We start from the raw sequence: 17,811 nt of genomic DNA on the forward strand, positions 1-17,811 counted from the left end.
GATCCTCACGTGAAAATACAAGGATGACGACGCCTCAGCCTTGAGTCGCCGTACCTGTCTCAGGAGCCGGTCGGAGGAACCGGTGTGATTCCGAACGGGGCCAGTCCGGCCACTCCCCCATCCTCTGCGGTGAGTACCCAGACTCCCCCATCATGCTTGGCGACACTGTGTTCCCAATGGCTTGCACGAGAGCCATCGTCTGTCACGACAGTCCAGTCGTCGGCCAGGGTGATGGTCTCGCTGCTGCCTGCAGTGAGCATCGGCTCGATCGCGAGGCACATCCCCGATCTGATCTTCGGTCCGTTCGACCGGCTCCGGTAGTTCAGGACCTCCGGGGGCATATGCATTGACGTGCCGATGCCATGGCCGGTGAACTCCTCTACGAGGCCCAGCTCAGGGGCGTCGCGTGAGACATGATCATCAATCGCATCACCGATGTCGCTGACCTTGTTTCCGGTTGCGAAGGCGGCAATGCCGACCCACATCGCCTTCTCCGTCGCCTGCGACAGTGCGACGTCCGCCTTCGACCCAGCGGCGTCGCCGCCGACGATCATGGTGAATGCCGAATCTCCGTGGAATCCATCGACGATGGCTCCGCCGTCGATCGACACGAGGTCCCCGGATTCGAGCACCCTGTCTCCAGGTATGCCGTGCACGATCTCCTCATTCACGGAGATGCACACGACGGCGGGGAAACCCTGGTAGCCCTTGAAATTGGACCGGGCCCCGGCCTCGATGATGACAGCTTCGGCCGCGGCATCCACCTCGGCGGTGGTGGCACCGGGGACTGCGGCTTCACGGGCCGCCTTCAGCACCTGCCCGGTCAGCAGTCCGGCTTGGCGCATCGCGGCCAGCTGCTGAGGAGACTTCAGCTCGATCCGGGGACCGAAGATCATCGAATGGAGGCGAGGATTCGATCGGTGATCTCAGACACTTCGCCGAGCCCATCGACCTGGCGCAGCAGACCGCGTTGACGGTAGATGTCGGTCAGGGGCTGCGTCTGCTCGGCGTAGACGTCGAGGCGGTGCCGGATGACGTCCTCACTGTCGTCACTGCGGCCCTCGGTCTGTGCACGCGCCAAGAGACGGGCGACGACCTCGTCGATGTCAGCAGTGAGCTCGACGACCTGCTCGATCTCATGGCCCTCGGCTGCGAGGATCCGATCGAGTTCGTCGACCTGTGCACCGGTGCGCGGGTAGCCGTCGAGGAGGAATCCTTCGGCGGCGTCGTCCTGGCTCAGTCGATCGGCGACCATCGAGTTGGTCACTTCGTCGGGGACGTATTCACCGGCATCCATGTAGCGCTTGGCGAGTTTGCCGAGTTCCGTCTCACCCTTCACATTCGCGCGGAAGATGTCTCCGGTCGAGATCGCCGGGATGTTCAGCGCTTCGGACAGACGTGTTGCCTGGGTTCCTTTGCCGGCACCGGGTGGGCCGATCAGGATGATGCGTGAGTTCATAGGGTGTGTCCTTCCAATGGATTTCCGCGGTCGGGATCGGTCAGCGGAGCAGGCCCTCATAGTGGCGCTGCTGCATCTGTGCGTCGATCTGCTTGACGGTCTCGAGGCCGACTCCCACCACGATCAGCAGCGAGGTGCCGCCGAAGGGGAAGTTCTGGTTCGCATTGATGAGGACCAGTGCGATCAGCGGAATCAGTGCGACGAAGGCCAAGTAGAGCGAGCCCGGGAAGTTGATGCGGCTGAGCACGAAACTCAGGTAGTCAGCAGTGGGGCGTCCGGCCCGGATGCCGGGAACGAAGCCGCCGTACTTCTTCATGTTGTCGGCGACTTCCTCCGGGTTGAAGGTGATGGCGACGTAGAAGTAGGCGAAGAAGATCGTCAGCAATGCGTAGGTCGTGATGTAGATCGGGTGGTCACCGCGAGTGAAGTAGGTGTTGATCCACTCCACCCACTGGCTCTCCGGATCGAAGAACTGCGAGATCAGGCTGGGTAGGTAGAGAACCGAGGATGCGAAGATCACAGGGATCACGCCGGCCATATTGACCTTGATCGGGATGTAGGTCGAGGTGCCGCCGAACATCCGTCGGCCGACCATGCGTTTGGCGTACTGCACCGGAATGCGCCGCTGGGACTGTTCGACGAAGACGACGAGTGCCACGAGCACGAGGCCGACAGCCAGGACGATGAGGAAGATGTCGACGCCCTGTTCGCGGAAGATTGCGCCCAGCGACGATGGGAAGGCCGAAGCCACCGAGGTGAAGATGAGCAGCGACATGCCGTTGCCGACGCCGTGCTCGGTGATCTGCTCGCCGAGCCACATGATCAGGCCGGTGCCTGCCACCAAGGTGATGACGAGGATGGAGATGCCCCACCAGGAGTCGTTGGTGATGAGGTCGTTGCAGCCTTCGATATTGCCGAAGAGAGCACCCGTACGCACCGTGGCCACGAGCGTGGTGGCATTGAGCACGGCCAGCCCGATGGTGAGGTAGCGCGTGTACTGGGTGAGCTTCGCCTGTCCCGAGGCGCCCTCTTTGTGGAGCGACTCGAAGCGCGGAATCACAACGCGCAGAAGTTGGACGATGATGCTGGCAGTGATGTAGGGCATGATACCCAGAGCGAAGATCGACAGCTGCAGCAGTGCACCACCGCTGAAGAGGTTGATCATCGCGAATCCGCCCTCATTCAGCTGCGGGGAGGCCACACATTCCTGAACCTGGGTGTAATCGATTCCCGGCGAGGGAATGAATGAACCGAGGCGGAAGATGACAAGAATGCCCAGGGTGAAGAGGAGTTTGTTCCTCAAGTCGGGCGTTCTGAAGGCCCTCCGAATTGCGCCGATCAAGCGTCCTCCTCATTGGGGGATGAAAAAGTCAGGGCCGCTGAATGCGACCTGGCGAATGAGACAAATACCTGCAAAAGACTATCAGGGTATGGCCGTCAGGCTGAAACCGAACGACCGGTTCGACCCTGGCTGACGACTGCTGTCGCCGTGACTGTGTCGAAACGAACTTCGGGGCGCGTGTGCGCGGTTCGAGGGTTCATGAAATCGGGGACAACGAAGGGGCGGTCACAGTGTGACCGCCCCTTGCTGGGAACCCTGATATTTCAGACCCGCTGTGCGGGTGCTGTTCAGGCTTCGCTGGCGCTTCCGCCTGCAGCCTTGATCTTCTCGAGTGCAGAACCCGAGAACTTGTCTGCAGTGATGTTCAGAGCCACGGTGATCTCACCGGTGCCCAGAACCTTGACGGGCTGTTTCGCACGCACGGCACCCTTGGCCACCAGATCAGCGACTGTGACGTCGCCGCCTTCTGGGAACAAGGACGACAGCTTGTCGAGATTGACAACCTGGAACGTCACCTTTGCGGGGTTTTTGAACCCGCGCAGTTTAGGCAGACGCATGTGCATCGGAGTCTGTCCACCCTCGAAGCCGTGCGGAACCTGGTAACGGGCGTGTGTGCCCTTGGTTCCGCGTCCGGCTGTCTTGCCCTTCGAAGCTTCACCACGACCGACACGGGTCTTGGCAGTCTTCGCTCCGGGGGCAGGACGGAGATCGTGGAGCTTGAGTGAGTCGTCGTTCGACATATCAATCCACCTCTTCCACAGTCACGAGGTGACGCACGACGTTGATCATTCCCCGGATTTCGGGACGATCCTCGCACACCACCACATCGTCGATCCGCTTCAGTCCGAGCGAACGCAGCGAATCACGCTGGTTCGGCTTGCCACCGATATCGGATTTGTGCTGGGTCACTTTGAGTTTTGCCATCAGGATTTCGCCCCGCTTTCAGCAGCCGCCCGCAGCAATGCGTGAGGAGCGACTTCGTCCACAGGCAGTCCACGGCGAGCCGCGACCTGCTCTGGGCGCTCGAGACCCTGGAGGGCCTTGATCGCGGCACGAACGATGTTGATTGCGTTGGCTGACCCCAGCGACTTGGACAGGATGTCCTGAACGCCGGCAGCATCGAGGACCGCACGCACCGGACCACCGGCGATGACGCCGGTACCGGGAGCGGCCGGACGCAGCATGACGACGCCTGCTGCGGTCTCGCCCTGGATCGGATGTGGAATGGTCTTCTGGATGCGAGGGACGCGGAAGAAGTTCTTCTTCGCCTCTTCGACACCCTTGGCAATGGCTGCAGGAACTTCCTTCGCCTTGCCGTAGCCCATTCCGACCATGCCGTCTCCGTCTCCGACGACGACGAGGGCAGTGAAGGAGAACCGACGTCCACCCTTGACCACCTTCGACACGCGGTTGATCGTGACGACGTGCTCGATGAACTGGCTCTTCTCTTCGCGATCACCGCGACCGCCGCGTCCACGGCCTTCACCGCGTCCGCGACCTTGGCCGCCCTGACCACCCTGGCCGCCTTGACCGCGACCACGTGAGGAGCGATCACTGTTGTTATCGGTACGGGTCTCAGCAGCTGGCTGCTGTTCCTTGTTCTCTTCAGTGCTCATAGGGCCAATCCTCCTTCACGGGCACCTTCGGCGATTGCCTGCACACGGCCGTGGTAGGTGTTGCCGCCACGGTCGAACACGACGGCTTCGATGCCGGCTTCCTTGGCGCGCTGGGCTACCAGCTCGCCGACCTTGTGGGCCTTGCCGGTCTTGTCACCCTCGAGAGTGCGCAGGTCGGCTTCCATAGTGGAGGCTGATGCCAAGGTCTTGCCGACGGTATCGTCGATGACCTGGACAAAGACGTGGCGCGTGGAGCGAGTCACTGAGAGGCGAGGACGGTCCGACGTACCGCTGACATGCTTGCGCAGACGAGCGTGACGACGTTTGCGGGCCGCAGCCCTGCCCTTGCCGTAGCTTTCCTTTTTGCCAAAGGCCATCTCTACTTACCAGCCTTTCCGACCTTGCGACGGACATTTTCTCCGGCATAGCGGACACCCTTGCCCTTGTAGGGTTCAGGCTTGCGCAGCTTCCGGATGTTGGCAGCGGTCTCTCCGACCAGCTGCTTGTCGATGCCGTGAACTGCCAGCTTGGTCTGTCCGTCGACCGTGAAGGAGATTCCCTCGGGTGGTTCGACGGTGATCGAGTGGCTGTAGCCCAGAGCGAGCTCGAGGTTCGATCCCTTGGCCAGCACGCGGTAACCGGTGCCGACGATCTCGAGGGACTTCGAGTAGCCGTCGGTCACACCGACGATCATGTTGTTGATCATCGTGCGGGACAGTCCGTGCAGAGAACGCGATTCGCGCTCTTCATCCGGACGGCTCACGGTCACGACGCCGTCATCGAGCGATACGCTAATCGGCTCGGAGATGGAGACGGACAGATCACCCTTGGGTCCCTTGACGGCGACATCCTGGCCGTCGATCTTGACCTCAACGCCGGTGGGGACGGAGATCGGGTTCTTGCCAATACGTGACATTTTCTTCTCTCCTTCCTTACCAGACGTAGGCGAGGACTTCCCCACCCACACCCTTCTTGGCGGCCTGCCGGTCCGTCAGGAGGCCTGACGACGTCGACAGAATGGCGATGCCGAGTCCACCGAGGACCTTGGGCAAGTTGGTCGACTTCGCGTAGACGCGCAGCCCGGGCTTCGACACACGGCGCAGGCCGGCGATCGAACGCTCCCGGTTGGGACCGAACTTGAGGTCCATGAGGAGGGTCTTACCGACCTGAGCATCTTCGACGCTCCAAGCGGTGATGTAGCCCTCGCTCTTGAGGATCTCGGCGATGTTTGATTTCAGCTTCGAGAACGGCATGCTGACGTCCTCGTGATAAGCCGAGTTGGCGTTCCGCAGACGTGTCAACATGTCTGCGACTGGATCAGTCATTGTCATTTGGGCTCTAGCCCTTCCTCGTTACGGTTTCCGCCCACGCGATGCGTGCTTGGACCTGCAACGTAGCGATTATTTGGTCTTGAACGGGAACCCGAGGTGGCGCAGAAGTGCACGTCCCTCGTCGTCGGTGTTCGCTGTAGTCACAACTGTGATATCCATACCTCGGACGCGGTCGATCCGGTCCTGATCGATCTCGTGGAACATCGACTGCTCCGTGAGACCGAAGGTGTAGTTACCGTTCCCGTCGAACTGACGATCCGAGAGTCCGCGGAAGTCGCGGATACGCGGAAGAGCCAGAGAGATGACACGGTCGACGAATTCCCACATCCGAGCGCCACGCATGGTGACGTGGGCTCCGATGGGCTGACCTTCGCGCAACTTGAACTGGGCGACGGATTTCCGCGCCCGAGTCACGACCGGCTTCTGACCGGTGATCAGAGTCAGGTCGTTGATTGCGCCTTCGATCAGCTTCGAATCGCGTGCTGCGTCACCCACACCCATGTTCACGACGACCTTGGTCAGACCGGGAACCTGCATGGGGTTTGCGTATTTGAACTCGTCCTGCAGCTTGGCCACGATGTCATCGCGGTAAACCTGCTTGAGGCGTGGCGCTGGACGGCTCGTTGTTGTTTCCGTCATCAGATCTCCTCCCCGGTGCGACGCGAGACGCGAACCCGAACGGTCTTGCTGCGACCATCGCGTTCAACGGTTTCCTCGCGGTATCCGACGCGGGTGGGCTTGTTGTCCTTGGGATCAACGAGCGCCACGTTGGACACGTGGATTGGGGCTTCGTGAGTCTCACGGCCACCGGCGGTGCCGCCGGCCTGAGTCTGCGTTGCCTTCTTGTGTTTGATCACGCGGTTGATGCCCTCAACGAGGACGCGGTTGCGTTCCGGGTACACGGCAAGAACCTTGCCCTGCTTCCCACGATCGCCACCCCGTGACTCACGGGCGCCTGCAATCACCTGGACGAGGTCGCCCTTCTTGATCTTGAGCTTGTTCGCCATGTTCACAACACCTCCGGTGCCAGGGAGACGATCTTCATGAACTTCTTATCGCGCAATTCGCGCCCCACGGGTCCGAAGATACGGGTTCCGCGTGGTTCGCCGTCAGTCTTGAGGATGACTGCTGCATTCTCGTCGAACTTGATGTACGAACCATCGGGACGACGGCGTTCCTTAGCGGTCCGAACGATGACAGCCTTGACGACGTCGCCCTTCTTCACGTTTCCACCAGGAATTGCGTCTTTGACGGTTGCCACGATGGTGTCACCGATCGAGGCATAACGCCGACCGGAACCACCCAGAATCCTGATTGCCAGGATCTGCTTGGCACCAGTGTTGTCGGCGACCTTGAGTCGCGACTCTTGCTGAATCACTATTTTCTCCTGTCGTCGCGCCGGTTCTCACGCGAATGCATGAGCCTTGCGGAACGGATTAATGACATTTCACCCCGTTCCCGGTAGCCGCCCACGATCTGCTCGAGATCGTGGGCGGGACCAGGTGGGAGGGGTGGCGTCGGCTTACTTGGCGCGTTCGATGATCTCGACGAGCCGCCAACGCTTCGCGGCCGAAACCGGCCGCGTCTCAGACACGAGGACGAGGTCACCGACACCAGCGGTGTTCTCCTCATCGTGGACCTTGTACTTCACCGACTGGCGAAGAACCTTGCCGTAGAGGCGGTGCGTCTTGCGCTCCTCCACCTCGACGACGATGGTCTTCTCCATTTTGTCGGACACAACGTAACCGCGCGCAGTCTTGCGGGTGTTACGCTCCGCGGGCGTTGCCTCGGGCTTGGTGGTCTCCGCCATCACTTGTCCTCTTCCTTAGCGTCAGCGGGGTTCGGACGAATGTCCAATTCCCGCTCATTGAGCACGGTGTAGATACGAGCGATGTCGCGACGCACGGCCTTGAGACGACCATGGCTCTCCAGCTGGCCGGTGGCCGACTGGAAGCGCAGGTTGAACAGCTCGGCCTTGGCCTTCTTGAGCTCCTCGAGCAGACGCTCGTTGTCATAACCGTCAAGTGCGTCCATGGACAGGTTCTTCGAACCGATTGCCATACTCACTCACCACCTTCGCGGGCCACGATACGGGCCTTGAGCGGAAGCTTGTGGATCGCAAGACGCAGGGCCTCGCGAGCAACTTCCTCGGACACACCGGCGAGTTCGAACATGACCCGGCCCGGCTTGACATTGGCGACCCACCATTCCGGCGAACCCTTGCCGGAACCCATGCGGGTTTCGGCCGGCTTCTTCGTGAGTGGTTGATCTGGGTAGATGTTGATCCACACCTTGCCGCCACGCTTGATGTAGCGAGTCATGGCAATACGTGCGGCCTCGATCTGCCGGTTGGTGACGTAGGCGGGCTCTGTGGCCTGAATGCCGTAGTCACCGAAAGACACCTTGGTGCCGCCCTTTGCCGCTCCGCCCCGCTTGGGGTGGTGCTGCTTGCGGTATTTAACCCGACGAGGGATCAGCATGTGTCAGCCCTCCGATCCGGCCTCAGCCGCAGGGGCCTCGGCGTTGTTCTCAGTGGTACGGGCCTGATCGTTCCGGCGGGGTGCGCCTTCCTGACCACGACCACGGCCTCCACGACCGCGCCCACGGCCACGAGGACCACGAGCAGCAGGAGCCTTGGCCTGCTCGGCAGCAAGCTCCTGGTCGGTCATGTCGCCCTTGTAGATCCACACCTTGACGCCGATGCGTCCGAATGTGGTGTGTGCTTCGTGGAAGCCGTAATCGATGTTCGCCCGCAGGGTGTGCAGAGGCACACGACCCTCGCGGTAGAACTCGGAACGGCTCATTTCGGCACCGCCGAGACGACCGGAGCACTGCACGCGGATGCCCTTGGCACCTGCACGCTGGGCGCTCTGGATCGACTTGCGCATCGCACGGCGGAATGCCACGCGGCTTGCCAGCTGCTCGGCAACTCCCTGAGCAACGAGCTGCGCGTCGACCTCTGAGTTCTTCACCTCAAGGATGTTGAGCTGAATCTGCTTGCCGGTGAGCTTCTCGAGCTGACCGCGGATGCGGTCGGCTTCGGCTCCACGACGTCCAATGACGATGCCCGGGCGGGCAGTGTGGATGTCGACTCGGACACGATCACGCGTACGTTCGATGTTCACCTTGGAGATGCCAGCGCGCTCAAGGCCCTTGGTCATCATCTTGCGGATCTTCACATCTTCGAGCACGTAGTCGCTGTAGCGCTGACCCGGTGTCGTGGAGTCAGCAAACCACTTCGACTTGTGATCCGTGGTGATTCCGAGTCGGAATCCGTTCGGATTGATTTTCTGGCCCATTAACGGTTCCCCTTCCGGCTCTTGCGCTGAGGCAGGTCGTCGCCGCTGGCCAGGACCACTGAAACGTGGCTTGTGCGCTTCTCAATGCGGAAAGCGCGACCCTGTGCTCGCGGACGGAACCGCTTCATGGTCGGCCCCTCGTCCACGAATGCTTCGGAGATGACCAGTTCGTTCTCGTCGAACGCAATGCCCTCCTCGTCGGCCCGGACTCGCGCATTCGCGACGCCGGAGGCAACGAGCTTGTAAATCGGATCTGATGCCGACTGTTCTGCAAACTTCAACACCGCAAGTGCTTCGGTCGCCTGCTGACCACGAATGAGGTCGATGACGCGCCGAGCCTTGCGAGGCGTGACGCGCAGGTAACGCGCCTTAGCCTTGGCTTCCATCGCTTCCTTCTCTCTTGTCTAGGATCGTAGGAGTGCCCCGCCTCAGCGGCGGCGACCCTTACGATCGTCCTTTTCGTGGCCACGGAACGTCCGTGTCTGTGCGAACTCGCCAAGCTTATGTCCGACCATGGCTTCAGTGATGAAGACTGGAACATGCTTGCGTCCGTCATGTACTGCGATGGTGTGTCCCAGGAAGTCCGGGATGATCATCGAGCGACGAGACCATGTCTTGATTACATTTTTAGAGTTCTTCTCGTTCTGAACAGCCACCTTCTGGTACAGGTGTTCATCGACGAAAGGACCCTTTTTGAGGCTACGAGGCATAAGTCAGTACTCCAATCAGCGCTTCTTGCCGGTCCGGCGACGGCGCACGATGTACTTGTCGCTCTCTTTGTTCGGCCGGCGTGTGCGGCCTTCTAGCTGACCCCACGGGCTGACTGGGTGACGTCCACCCGAAGTACGGCCCTCGCCACCACCATGCGGGTGATCGATCGGGTTCATGACGACACCACGCACGGATGGGCGCTTGCCCTTCCAACGCATGCGGCCTGCTTTGCCCCAGCTGATGTTCGACTGCTCGGCATTGCCGACCTCGCCGACCGTCGCACGGCAGCGCGCATCAACATTGCGGATCTCGCCCGAAGGCATCCGCAGCTGAGCGAACCGGCCGTACTTCGCAACGAGCTGCACGGACGAACCGGCAGAACGAGCGATCTTGGCACCGCCGCCTGGACGCATTTCAACTGCGTGCAGCACGGTGCCGACTGGGATGTTGCGCAGGGCAAGGTTGTTGCCCGGCTTGATGTCTGCGCCCGATCCCGCTTCAACCTGTGCGCCCTGCTGAAGATTCTGCGGGGCGAGGATGTAGCGCTTCTCGCCGTCTGCATAGTGCAGAAGAGCGATCCGCGCGGTGCGGTTCGGGTCGTATTCGATGTGTGCGACCTTCGCCGGAACGCCATCTTTGTCATGGCGGCGGAAGTCGATGACACGGTACTGACGCTTGTGGCCGCCGCCCTGATGGCGAGTGGTCACGCGTCCCTGACTGTTGCGGCCACCGCGCTTGGGCAGTGGGCGCAGAAGTGACTTCTCCGGTGTAGACCGGGTCACTTCGACGAAGTCGGCGACCGATGAGCCACGGCGGCCCGGGGTCGTCGGCTTGTGCTTACGGATTCCCATGAGTCTTGTCCTTCTTTTACGAAGGATCGCTTAGAGCGATCCACCGAAGATGTCGATCGATCCGTCCTTGAGGGCGACAATGGCACGCTTGGTGTCCTTGCGCTTACCCCAACCGGTGCGGGTGCGGCGGCGCTTGCCCTGACGATTCAGGGTGTTGACCTTGGCAACCTGCACATCGAAGATCGATTCAATGGCGTGCTTGATCTCGGTCTTGTTTGACCCCTGGTCGACGAGAAAGGTGTACTTACCCTCGTCCATCAGGCTGTAGGTCTTTTCCGAGACGACCGGTGCGACGATGATGTCGCGTGGGTCCTTGAAGTTCAGACTCATGATGCGTCCTCCGATTTGCGGTATCCGCCCAGGAACGTCTCCAGCGCTGACTCGGTGAACACGATGTCATCGGCGATCAGCACATCGTATGTGTTGAGCTGATCCGAGGTGAGGACGTGCACGTGAGACAGGTTGCGAACGCTGCGCTCGGTGAGCTCGTCGTCACGGTCGAGCACCACGAGGGTGTTCTTGCGATCGGAGAGGCCGGCCAGAGCGAGCTTCGCCTGCTTGGTCGACGGTGCTTCGCCGGTGACCAGGTTCTTCACAACGAAGACCTGATCGAGACGTGCACGATCCGAGAGAGCGCCGCGCAGTGCAGCGGTCTTCATCTTCTTGGGGGTCCGCTGCGAGTAATCGCGAGGAACCGGCCCGTGCACGATTCCACCGCCGTTGTACTGAGGAGCGCGGATCGAACCCTGACGGGCGTTGCCGGTTCCCTTCTGGCGGTAGGGCTTGCGACCGCCACCGCGTACTTCGGAGCGGGTCTTTGTCTTGTGTGTACCCTGACGGGCTGCTGCCAACTGCGCGACAACAACCTGGTGAATCAACGGCACATTGGTCTGCACGCCAAAGATCTCGGCTGGCAGGTCAACGGATCCTGTTTTCGCACCAGTGGCATCGACAACGTCGACTGTCTTGATATCAGTCATTACGTTCAGCCCTCCTTCGCGGCCGAGCGAACGAGAACGACCGCACCCTTGGGACCAGGTACGGCACCCTTGATGAGCAGGAAGTTGTTCTCGGTGTCCACGGCGTGGATCGTGAGGTTCTGGGTGGTGTGCTTGACGGCACCCATACGGCCAGCCATGCGCATACCTTTGAACACGCGACCCGGGGTCGCGGCTCCGCCGATCGAACCCGGCTTGCGGTGGTTGCGGTGCTGTCCGTGGGAGGCGCCGACACCGGCGAAGCCGTGACGCTTCATGACACCGGCGGTTCCCTTACCCTTGGTCTTAGCGGTCACGTCGACCTTGATCCCGGTGTCGAAGGTATCGACTCCGAGTTCCTGACCCAGTGCATAGTCAGCAGCGTCTGCTGTGCGCAACTCGACAAGGTGACGGCGTGGAGTCACGCCGGCCTTCTCGAAGTGGCCTGCAGTGGGCTTGTTGACCTTGCGCGGATCGATCTCGCCGAACGCGATCTGCAGTGCGGGGTAACCATCGGTTTCCTCGTTGCGGATCTGAGTCACGACGTTGCTGCCGGCGGCCACTACGGTCACCGGTACGAGATTGTTCTGCTCATCCCAAACCTGGGTCATGCCCAGCTTGGTTCCCAGAAGGCCCTTGACCTTGCGGGTGGTAGGGAGAGCTGATGAACGATTGTTCGCCATGTTTGCCTCCCTTAGAGCTTGATCTCGATGTTGACGTCGTCAGCGAGGTCGAGACGCATCAGCGAGTCGACTGCCTTCGGCGTCGGATCGACGATGTCGATCAGACGCTTATGCGTGCGCATTTCGAAATGCTCACGGCTGTCTTTGTACTTGTGTGGCGAACGGATGACGCAGTACACGTTCTTCTCCGTTGGCAACGGCACGGGGCCCACAACAGTCGCACCTGCGCGAGTGACGGTGTCCACGATCTTGCGTGCAGCACTGTCAATCACAGCATGGTCGTACGACTTGAGCCGAATGCGGATTTTCTGTCCCGCCATGGCGTCGTCTCTTTCTTTAGTTGCTTCCGGCCATCAACCAACAGTCGATCGAAATCGTCTGTGGTCTGTGCCGGCTGACCATGACCGACCCCCGAGGTCGGGCGTGTCGGCTAATCCTGACGGAGAATTTTTCAATTCCCAGGGAGGGCCGACGGCGCTTCTACTCATTGGCTGCTCGGTCCGAACCCGCTTTCACGCAGATTCATCGATCCGATAGTGTTCCGGGCTGTTCGCGGTATCTCTACCGCAGTGCAGGGGTCAACGCCCAAAACGCAACTTCACCATCTTGTCACATAGCACTTCATCCGCGCAATTCCAGGCATCTGTCCTGTGAGGCATCTCATGATCGCATGCCCGAGTGAGTCAGGCAGGTCACACCCAGAGGCGCTTTCCCTTGTGAATGCACGGAACCCCGGCCCAGTGGACCGGGGTTCCGTGTCGATCGTTCAGAACCGTAGTCCCGAGCTCAAGGCCGAAACCTCGAAGATCGACGGTATATCAGGCGGTGATCTTGGTGACTCGACCAGCGCCGACGGTGCGTCCACCCTCGCGGATAGCGAAGCGGAGGCCCTCTTCCATAGCGATCGGCTGGATCAGCTCGACCGTCATGTCGGTGTTGTCGCCCGGCATGACCATTTCGGTGCCCTCAGGCAGCTGGATGACGCCGGTGACGTCGGTCGTCCGGAAGTAGAACTGAGGACGGTAGTTCGAGTAGAACGGGTTGTGACGTCCACCCTCGTCCTTGCTCAGGATGTAGACCTGACCTTCGAAGTTCGTGTGCGGGGTGATCGATCCCGGCTTCACGATAACCTGTCCGCGCTCCACGTCTTCGCGCTTGGTTCCGCGCAGGAGCAGTCCGACGTTCTCGCCTGCACGTGCGTCAGGCAGAGTCTTGCGGAACATCTCGATTGCGGTGACGGTCGTCTTGGACGACTTCTCCTTGATGCCCACGATCTCGATGTCGTCGTTAGGCAGCAGGACGCCGCGCTCCACACGACCGGTGACGACGGTTCCACGACCGGTGATCGTGAAGACGTCTTCCACAGGCATGAGGAATGGCTTGTCGATGTCGCGCTCCGGCTCGGGAACGTTGTCATCGACGGCTTCCATGAGGTCTTCGACGCTCTTGACCCACTTCTCGTCGCCTTCCAGCGCCTTGAGAGCGGACACAGGAATGACAGGAGCGTTGTCGCCGTCGAAGTCCTGGCTCGAGAGCAGATCGCGCACCTCGAAGTCGACGAGCTCGAGGAGCTCCTCGTCATCGACCATATCGGACTTGTTCAGTGCGACAACGATGTAGGGCACACCAACCTGACGCGCGAGCAGAACGTGCTCACGGGTCTGCGGCATCGGGCCGTCGGTAGCGGCGACCACGAGGATCGCGCCGTCCATCTGAGCAGCACCGGTGATCATGTTCTTGATGTAGTCGGCGTGACCAGGGGCATCGACGTGTGCGTAGTGACGCTTCTCGGTCTGGTATTCAACGTGCGAGACGTTGATGGTGATGCCGCGCTCCTTCTCCTCAGGTGCATTGTCCACCTGGTCGAAGGCGCGAGCCTCATTGAGTTCTGGGTACTTTTCCGCCAGGACCTTTGTGATCGCTGCGGTCAAGGTGGTCTTTCCGTGGTCAACGTGGCCAATGGTGCCGATGTTGACGTGCGGCTTAGTCCTATCGAAACTAGCCTTTGCCACTGGGTTCCTCCTCGTGGTTGGCAAAAGATATGCGGTTCATATCTTAGACCTTTGTTGGTTATCTTTCATTCCGGTGAACATGTTCTTGCTCACCAGGGCGACCGGGGACCGGAGATTACTCTCCGCCACGCATCTTCTGGACGATCTCTTCGGCAACAGCCTTCGGGACCTCCGCATAGCTGGAGAAAGTCATCGTGTACACCGCACGGCCCTGGGTCTTCGACCGCAGATCACCGATGTAACCGAACATCTCCGACAACGGGACCACAGCCTTGACGACCTTCACACCGGAAGCATCGTCCATGGACTGGATCTGGCCACGCCTGGAATTCAGGTCGCCGATGACGTCACCCATGTATTCCTCAGGGGTGCGCACTTCGACGTCCATGACCGGTTCCAGCAGAACCGGCTTCGCCTTCTGAACGGCCTCCTTGAAGACCATCGAGCCGGCGATCTTGAATGCCATCTCCGAGGAGTCGACATCATGGTAGGCACCATCGACCAGTGTGGCCTTGACGCCGACCATCGGGTATCCGGCCAGGACACCGAGCTGCATGGCGTCCTGGATACCGGCATCGACGCTCGGAATGTATTCGCGTGGCACACGGCCACCCGTGATCGCATTCTCGAACTCGTAAATGTTATCGCCTTCGACCTCGAGAGGCTCGAAGGTGACCTGGACCTTCGCGAACTGTCCCGATCCACCCGTCTGCTTCTTGTGGGTGTAATCGTACTTATCGACCGTGCGACGGATGGTCTCACGGTAGGCGACCTGAGGCTTGCCCACGTTCGCCTCGACCTTGAACTCACGACGCATGCGGTCGACGAGGATGTCGAGGTGAAGCTCGCCCATTCCGCGGATGACGGTCTGACCGGTCTCCGCGTCGAGCTCGACCCGGTAAGTCGGGTCTTCCCGGACGAACTTCTGGATGGCAGACGACAGCTTCTCCTGGTCACTCTTGGTCTTGGGCTCGATGGCCACAGAGATGACCGGCTCAGGGAAGGTCATCGACTCAAGAGCGATCGGGGCGCTCGGGTCGCACAGCGTGTCACCGGTGGTTGTCTCTTTGAGACCGATGAACGCGTAGATGTGCCCGGCGATGGCCTCTTCGACAGGGTTCTCCTTGTTGGAGTGCATCTGGAAGAGTTTGCCGACGCGCTCTTTCTTGCCGCTCGTCGAGTTGAGAACCTGCTCGCCCGACTTCACCTGTCCGGAGTACACGCGAACGTATGTCAGCGTGCCGAAGAACGCGTGAGTAGCCACCTTGAACGCGAGCGCCGAGAAGGGCTCGTCCACAGAAGGCCTGCGGGTCAGCTTGTCGTCCTCGTCACGAGGGTTCTCTCCGACCATGGGAGGGACCTCGAGCGGCGAAGGCAGGTAGTCGATGACGGCATTGAGCATGGGCTGGACACCCTTGTTCTTGTATGCCGAACCGCACATGACCGGGAATGCAGTGGAGTTGACGACGAGAGAGCGGATTCCGCCCTTGATCTCATCGATCGAGAGCTCTTCGCCTTCGAGGTACTTCTCCATGAGTTCATCAGTAGCATCAGCAACATCCTCGACGAGCTGAGCACGGAATTCTTCGGCCTTGCTCTGGAGATCTTCAGGGATCTCGATCTCGGTCATGTCCTGACCCTTCTTGGACTCATCGGGCCAGATGTAGGCCTTCATCTCAAGAAGATCGACGATGCCGGCGAAGTCCGACTCGGCGCCGATAGGCAGCTGGATGACCAGCGGCTTGGCACCGAGACGTTCCCGGATGGTGTCGACGGTGAAGTAGAAGTCAGCGCCGAGCTTGTCCATCTTGTTGACGAAGCACACGCGCGGCACGTCGTACTTGTCGGCCTGACGCCAGACGGTCTCGGACTGCGGTTCAACGCCTTCCTTGCCATCGAAGACGGCAACGGCGCCGTCGAGGACGCGCAGCGAGCGCTCAACCTCGACGGTGAAGTCGACGTGGCCCGGGGTGTCGATGATGTTGATCTGGTTGTCGTGCCAGTAACAGGTGGTGGCAGCCGACGTAATCGTGATGCCGCGTTCCTGCTCCTGATCCATCCAGTCCATCGTCGAGGCACCGTCGTGGGTCTCGCCGATCTTGTAGTTCACACCGGTGTAGTAAAGAATGCGTTCGGTCGTGGTGGTCTTACCGGCATCGATGTGGGCCATGATGCCGATGTTGCGGACCTTGTTCAGGTCGGTGAGCACGTCAAGTGCCACGGTGTCTCTCTCTCACTCGATGATGTGATCGACTCCCCCGCTGCCCGGTCGGCAGACTCCGACTGGTGCCTGCCGACCGGGTTCCTGGGAGGAATGATTACCAGCGGTAGTGGGCGAAGGCCTTATTGGACTCGGCCATCTTGTGGGTGTCTTCGCGACGCTTCACAGCAGCTCCGAGGCCGTTGCCTGCGTCGAGAATCTCATTCATGAGGCGTTCGGTCATCGTCTTCTCACGACGCTGGCGGGAGTAACCCACGAGCCAGCGCAGTGCCAGTGTCGTCGAGCGAACCGGACGAACATCAACCGGAACCTGGTAGGTTGCGCCACCGACACGGCGAGAGCGAACCTCGAGGGACGGACGGATGTTGTCGAGAGCCTTCTTCAGGTTGACAACTGGGTCATTGCCGTTCTTCTCACGGGTGCCTTCGAGAGCACCGTAGACGATGCGCTCAGCCGTCGAACGCTTTCCGTCGAGCAGGATCTTGTTGATCAGCTGCGTGACGATCGGCGAACTGAAGACCGGGTCAACGACGATCGGTCGTTTGGGTGCAGGACCTTTACGTGGCATTACTTCTTCTCCCTCTTCGCACCGTACTTGCTGCGTGCCTGCTGACGGCCCTTGACACCCTGGGTGTCAAGCGAACCGCGAACAATTCGGTAGCGCACACCTGGCAGGTCCTTGACACGACCGCCGCGCACGAGCACGATCGAGTGCTCCTGCAGGTTGTGTCCTTCACCTGGAATGTAGGCAGTCACTTCGATCTGGCTCGAAAGCTTGACACGAGCGACCTTGCGAAGAGCCGAGTTCGGCTTCTTGGGGGTAGTGGTGTACACACGGGTGCACACTCCACGACGCTGCGGGCTGCCCTTCAGAGCAGGAGCGTCGGATCCTGCGGAATTGACATGTCGTCCCTTACGGACGAGCTGCTGGATTGTCGGCACTAAGCGTTCTCCATTTGCTTCTCGATAGACCTAATTCCCAACGTTGGCCATGACGTCAGCCATGTCTGTGAACCGTGGGACATATCCGACTGAACACCGGGTGAAGCTTCACTCCCGATGCCAGTATTCGCGCGACGCAGTGAACCCTGCACTCGGGTGTGTCGCGAAGACACGCAACCTCTGCAGAATGACACGTCGGCGGCCTGCATCAAACGAATTCTCACAATAGTCCGGATCTCACAAAACATCCGGCATGGTCATTCGCCGACACAGATAACACAATCAGTCGCATCCTAGAATATCGTGGCCGCGTGCATCTGGTCAAAATCTGCGACTGTGCGCTGCGCGACACGCGTGCCACTCCCCC

General features: G+C 60.5%; 27 protein-coding genes. All 27 read right to left on the bottom strand.

Features of this window, described 5'->3' with window-relative positions; genetic code table 11:
• Window positions 1-59 precede the first annotated feature (59 nt).
• The 27 genes from map to rpsL all read right to left on the bottom strand — a co-directional run bounded on the left by map (window position 60) and on the right by rpsL (window position 17,444).
• Window positions 60-896, bottom strand: a complete 837-nt coding sequence (gene map / locus L0G76_RS01735; RefSeq protein ID WP_304355700.1) for a type I methionyl aminopeptidase — start codon at window positions 894-896, stop codon at window positions 60-62.
• A complete protein-coding gene (locus L0G76_RS01740; RefSeq protein ID WP_304355701.1) occupies window positions 893-1,459 on the bottom strand; it encodes an adenylate kinase in 567 nt (188 codons plus the stop codon). The genes map and L0G76_RS01740 overlap by 4 nt, the downstream gene beginning before the upstream one ends.
• 40 nt (window positions 1,460-1,499) lie before the next feature.
• Complete coding sequence (gene secY / locus L0G76_RS01745) at window positions 1,500-2,801, bottom strand: preprotein translocase subunit SecY (protein ID WP_304355702.1); 1,302 nt, start codon at window positions 2,799-2,801, stop codon at window positions 1,500-1,502.
• A gap of 287 nt (window positions 2,802-3,088) precedes the next feature.
• A complete protein-coding gene (rplO, locus tag L0G76_RS01750; RefSeq protein ID WP_092102971.1) occupies window positions 3,089-3,541 on the bottom strand; it encodes a 50S ribosomal protein L15 in 453 nt (150 codons plus the stop codon).
• A 1-nt stretch (window position 3,542) separates the two neighbouring features.
• Complete coding sequence (gene rpmD, locus L0G76_RS01755; RefSeq protein ID WP_304355703.1) at window positions 3,543-3,725, bottom strand: 50S ribosomal protein L30; 183 nt, start codon at window positions 3,723-3,725, stop codon at window positions 3,543-3,545.
• Window positions 3,725-4,417 (bottom strand): 30S ribosomal protein S5, encoded by a 693-nt coding sequence (gene rpsE, locus L0G76_RS01760; RefSeq protein ID WP_240372748.1) that lies wholly within the window; start codon window positions 4,415-4,417, stop codon window positions 3,725-3,727. The genes rpmD and rpsE overlap by 1 nt, the downstream gene beginning before the upstream one ends.
• Window positions 4,414-4,794: a 50S ribosomal protein L18 gene (gene rplR, locus L0G76_RS01765; protein ID WP_304355704.1), complete on the bottom strand. Its 381-nt coding sequence runs from the start codon at window positions 4,792-4,794 to the stop codon at window positions 4,414-4,416. The genes rpsE and rplR overlap by 4 nt, the downstream gene beginning before the upstream one ends.
• A gap of 2 nt (window positions 4,795-4,796) precedes the next feature.
• Complete coding sequence (gene rplF / locus L0G76_RS01770) at window positions 4,797-5,333, bottom strand: 50S ribosomal protein L6 (protein ID WP_304355705.1); 537 nt, start codon at window positions 5,331-5,333, stop codon at window positions 4,797-4,799.
• A gap of 16 nt (window positions 5,334-5,349) precedes the next feature.
• Window positions 5,350-5,748, bottom strand: coding sequence for a 30S ribosomal protein S8 (gene rpsH, locus L0G76_RS01775; protein WP_304355706.1), 399 nt, complete (start codon window positions 5,746-5,748; stop codon window positions 5,350-5,352).
• 69 nt (window positions 5,749-5,817) lie between these two features.
• Complete coding sequence (gene rplE, locus L0G76_RS01780) at window positions 5,818-6,387, bottom strand: 50S ribosomal protein L5 (protein ID WP_092102985.1); 570 nt, start codon at window positions 6,385-6,387, stop codon at window positions 5,818-5,820.
• Complete coding sequence (gene rplX, locus L0G76_RS01785; protein ID WP_304355707.1) at window positions 6,387-6,755, bottom strand: 50S ribosomal protein L24; 369 nt, start codon at window positions 6,753-6,755, stop codon at window positions 6,387-6,389. The genes rplE and rplX overlap by 1 nt, the downstream gene beginning before the upstream one ends.
• 2 nt (window positions 6,756-6,757) lie before the next feature.
• Entirely contained in the window at window positions 6,758-7,126 is a 369-nt protein-coding gene (gene rplN, locus L0G76_RS01790; RefSeq protein WP_009883559.1) for a 50S ribosomal protein L14, read from the bottom strand.
• Window positions 7,127-7,270: 144 nt separating this feature from the next.
• Complete coding sequence (gene rpsQ / locus L0G76_RS01795; protein WP_304355708.1) at window positions 7,271-7,558, bottom strand: 30S ribosomal protein S17; 288 nt, start codon at window positions 7,556-7,558, stop codon at window positions 7,271-7,273.
• On the bottom strand, window positions 7,558-7,809 hold the full coding sequence (rpmC, locus tag L0G76_RS01800) for a 50S ribosomal protein L29 (protein ID WP_009883561.1): 252 nt from the start codon (window positions 7,807-7,809) through the stop codon (window positions 7,558-7,560). Before rpmC ends, rpsQ begins: the two co-directional genes overlap by 1 nt.
• A 2-nt stretch (window positions 7,810-7,811) precedes the next feature.
• The gene (rplP, locus tag L0G76_RS01805; RefSeq protein ID WP_092102994.1) at window positions 7,812-8,228 is read right to left on the bottom strand and encodes a 50S ribosomal protein L16; all 417 of its coding nucleotides are present in this window, start codon (window positions 8,226-8,228) and stop codon (window positions 7,812-7,814) included.
• A 3-nt stretch (window positions 8,229-8,231) separates the two neighbouring features.
• A complete protein-coding gene (gene rpsC / locus L0G76_RS01810) occupies window positions 8,232-9,047 on the bottom strand; it encodes a 30S ribosomal protein S3 (RefSeq protein WP_304355709.1) in 816 nt (271 codons plus the stop codon).
• Window positions 9,047-9,433: a 50S ribosomal protein L22 gene (rplV, locus tag L0G76_RS01815; protein ID WP_092102999.1), complete on the bottom strand. Its 387-nt coding sequence runs from the start codon at window positions 9,431-9,433 to the stop codon at window positions 9,047-9,049. The genes rpsC and rplV overlap by 1 nt, the downstream gene beginning before the upstream one ends.
• Window positions 9,434-9,475: 42 nt before the next feature.
• On the bottom strand, window positions 9,476-9,757 hold the full coding sequence (rpsS, locus tag L0G76_RS01820) for a 30S ribosomal protein S19 (RefSeq protein WP_092103002.1): 282 nt from the start codon (window positions 9,755-9,757) through the stop codon (window positions 9,476-9,478).
• Window positions 9,758-9,772: 15 nt separating this feature from the next.
• Window positions 9,773-10,609, bottom strand: coding sequence for a 50S ribosomal protein L2 (gene rplB, locus L0G76_RS01825; protein ID WP_304355710.1), 837 nt, complete (start codon window positions 10,607-10,609; stop codon window positions 9,773-9,775).
• 30 nt (window positions 10,610-10,639) lie between these two features.
• A complete protein-coding gene (gene rplW, locus L0G76_RS01830; protein ID WP_092103008.1) occupies window positions 10,640-10,939 on the bottom strand; it encodes a 50S ribosomal protein L23 in 300 nt (99 codons plus the stop codon).
• Window positions 10,936-11,589: a 50S ribosomal protein L4 gene (gene rplD, locus L0G76_RS01835; protein ID WP_304355711.1), complete on the bottom strand. Its 654-nt coding sequence runs from the start codon at window positions 11,587-11,589 to the stop codon at window positions 10,936-10,938. The genes rplW and rplD overlap by 4 nt, the downstream gene beginning before the upstream one ends.
• Before the next feature lie 5 nt (window positions 11,590-11,594).
• Window positions 11,595-12,269 (bottom strand): 50S ribosomal protein L3, encoded by a 675-nt coding sequence (rplC, locus tag L0G76_RS01840; RefSeq protein WP_092103014.1) that lies wholly within the window; start codon window positions 12,267-12,269, stop codon window positions 11,595-11,597.
• Window positions 12,270-12,280: 11 nt separating this feature from the next.
• A complete protein-coding gene (rpsJ, locus tag L0G76_RS01845) occupies window positions 12,281-12,589 on the bottom strand; it encodes a 30S ribosomal protein S10 (protein WP_009379191.1) in 309 nt (102 codons plus the stop codon).
• 498 nt (window positions 12,590-13,087) lie between these two features.
• Window positions 13,088-14,281 carry an elongation factor Tu gene (gene tuf, locus L0G76_RS01850; RefSeq protein WP_304355712.1) on the bottom strand — a complete coding sequence of 398 codons (1,194 nt, stop codon included), beginning with the start codon at window positions 14,279-14,281 and terminating at the stop codon, window positions 13,088-13,090.
• Window positions 14,282-14,396: 115 nt separating this feature from the next.
• On the bottom strand, window positions 14,397-16,502 hold the full coding sequence (gene fusA, locus L0G76_RS01855; RefSeq protein WP_304355713.1) for an elongation factor G: 2,106 nt from the start codon (window positions 16,500-16,502) through the stop codon (window positions 14,397-14,399).
• Between the two features lie 97 nt (window positions 16,503-16,599).
• Entirely contained in the window at window positions 16,600-17,070 is a 471-nt protein-coding gene (gene rpsG, locus L0G76_RS01860; RefSeq protein ID WP_092103022.1) for a 30S ribosomal protein S7, read from the bottom strand.
• The gene (gene rpsL / locus L0G76_RS01865; RefSeq protein ID WP_092015674.1) at window positions 17,070-17,444 is read right to left on the bottom strand and encodes a 30S ribosomal protein S12; all 375 of its coding nucleotides are present in this window, start codon (window positions 17,442-17,444) and stop codon (window positions 17,070-17,072) included. Before rpsL ends, rpsG begins: the two co-directional genes overlap by 1 nt.
• Between the last annotated feature and the right edge of the window lie 367 nt (window positions 17,445-17,811).

It is taken from the genome of Brevibacterium picturae (assembly GCF_030453725.1).
Lineage (GTDB): Bacteria > Actinomycetota > Actinomycetes > Actinomycetales > Brevibacteriaceae > Brevibacterium > Brevibacterium sandarakinum_A.

Bases quoted from the DNA above. Each gene is read 5' to 3' on its own strand.
- map (WP_304355700.1), bottom strand. From the start codon at position 896: ATGATCTTCGGTCCCCGGATCGAGCTGAAGTCTCCTCAGCAGCTGGCC.
- L0G76_RS01740 (WP_304355701.1), bottom strand. From the start codon at position 1,459: ATGAACTCACGCATCATCCTGATCGGCCCACCCGGTGCCGGCAAAGGA.
- rplO (WP_092102971.1), bottom strand. From the start codon at position 3,541: ATGTCGAACGACGACTCACTCAAGCTCCACGATCTCCGTCCTGCCCCC.
- rpmD (WP_304355703.1), bottom strand. From the start codon at position 3,725: ATGGCAAAACTCAAAGTGACCCAGCACAAATCCGATATCGGTGGCAAG.
- rpsE (WP_240372748.1), bottom strand. From the start codon at position 4,417: ATGAGCACTGAAGAGAACAAGGAACAGCAGCCAGCTGCTGAGACCCGT.
- rplR (WP_304355704.1), bottom strand. From the start codon at position 4,794: ATGGCCTTTGGCAAAAAGGAAAGCTACGGCAAGGGCAGGGCTGCGGCC.
- rplF (WP_304355705.1), bottom strand. From the start codon at position 5,333: ATGTCACGTATTGGCAAGAACCCGATCTCCGTCCCCACCGGCGTTGAG.
- rpsH (WP_304355706.1), bottom strand. From the start codon at position 5,748: ATGACAATGACTGATCCAGTCGCAGACATGTTGACACGTCTGCGGAAC.
- rplE (WP_092102985.1), bottom strand. From the start codon at position 6,387: ATGACGGAAACAACAACGAGCCGTCCAGCGCCACGCCTCAAGCAGGTT.
- rplX (WP_304355707.1), bottom strand. From the start codon at position 6,755: ATGGCGAACAAGCTCAAGATCAAGAAGGGCGACCTCGTCCAGGTGATT.
- rpsQ (WP_304355708.1), bottom strand. From the start codon at position 7,558: ATGGCGGAGACCACCAAGCCCGAGGCAACGCCCGCGGAGCGTAACACC.
- rpmC (WP_009883561.1), bottom strand. From the start codon at position 7,809: ATGGCAATCGGTTCGAAGAACCTGTCCATGGACGCACTTGACGGTTAT.
- rplP (WP_092102994.1), bottom strand. From the start codon at position 8,228: ATGCTGATCCCTCGTCGGGTTAAATACCGCAAGCAGCACCACCCCAAG.
- rpsC (WP_304355709.1), bottom strand. From the start codon at position 9,047: ATGGGCCAGAAAATCAATCCGAACGGATTCCGACTCGGAATCACCACG.
- rplV (WP_092102999.1), bottom strand. From the start codon at position 9,433: ATGGAAGCCAAGGCTAAGGCGCGTTACCTGCGCGTCACGCCTCGCAAG.
- rpsS (WP_092103002.1), bottom strand. From the start codon at position 9,757: ATGCCTCGTAGCCTCAAAAAGGGTCCTTTCGTCGATGAACACCTGTAC.
- rplB (WP_304355710.1), bottom strand. From the start codon at position 10,609: ATGGGAATCCGTAAGCACAAGCCGACGACCCCGGGCCGCCGTGGCTCA.
- rplW (WP_092103008.1), bottom strand. From the start codon at position 10,939: ATGAGTCTGAACTTCAAGGACCCACGCGACATCATCGTCGCACCGGTC.
- rplD (WP_304355711.1), bottom strand. From the start codon at position 11,589: ATGACTGATATCAAGACAGTCGACGTTGTCGATGCCACTGGTGCGAAA.
- rplC (WP_092103014.1), bottom strand. From the start codon at position 12,269: ATGGCGAACAATCGTTCATCAGCTCTCCCTACCACCCGCAAGGTCAAG.
- rpsJ (WP_009379191.1), bottom strand. From the start codon at position 12,589: ATGGCGGGACAGAAAATCCGCATTCGGCTCAAGTCGTACGACCATGCT.
- rpsG (WP_092103022.1), bottom strand. From the start codon at position 17,070: ATGCCACGTAAAGGTCCTGCACCCAAACGACCGATCGTCGTTGACCCG.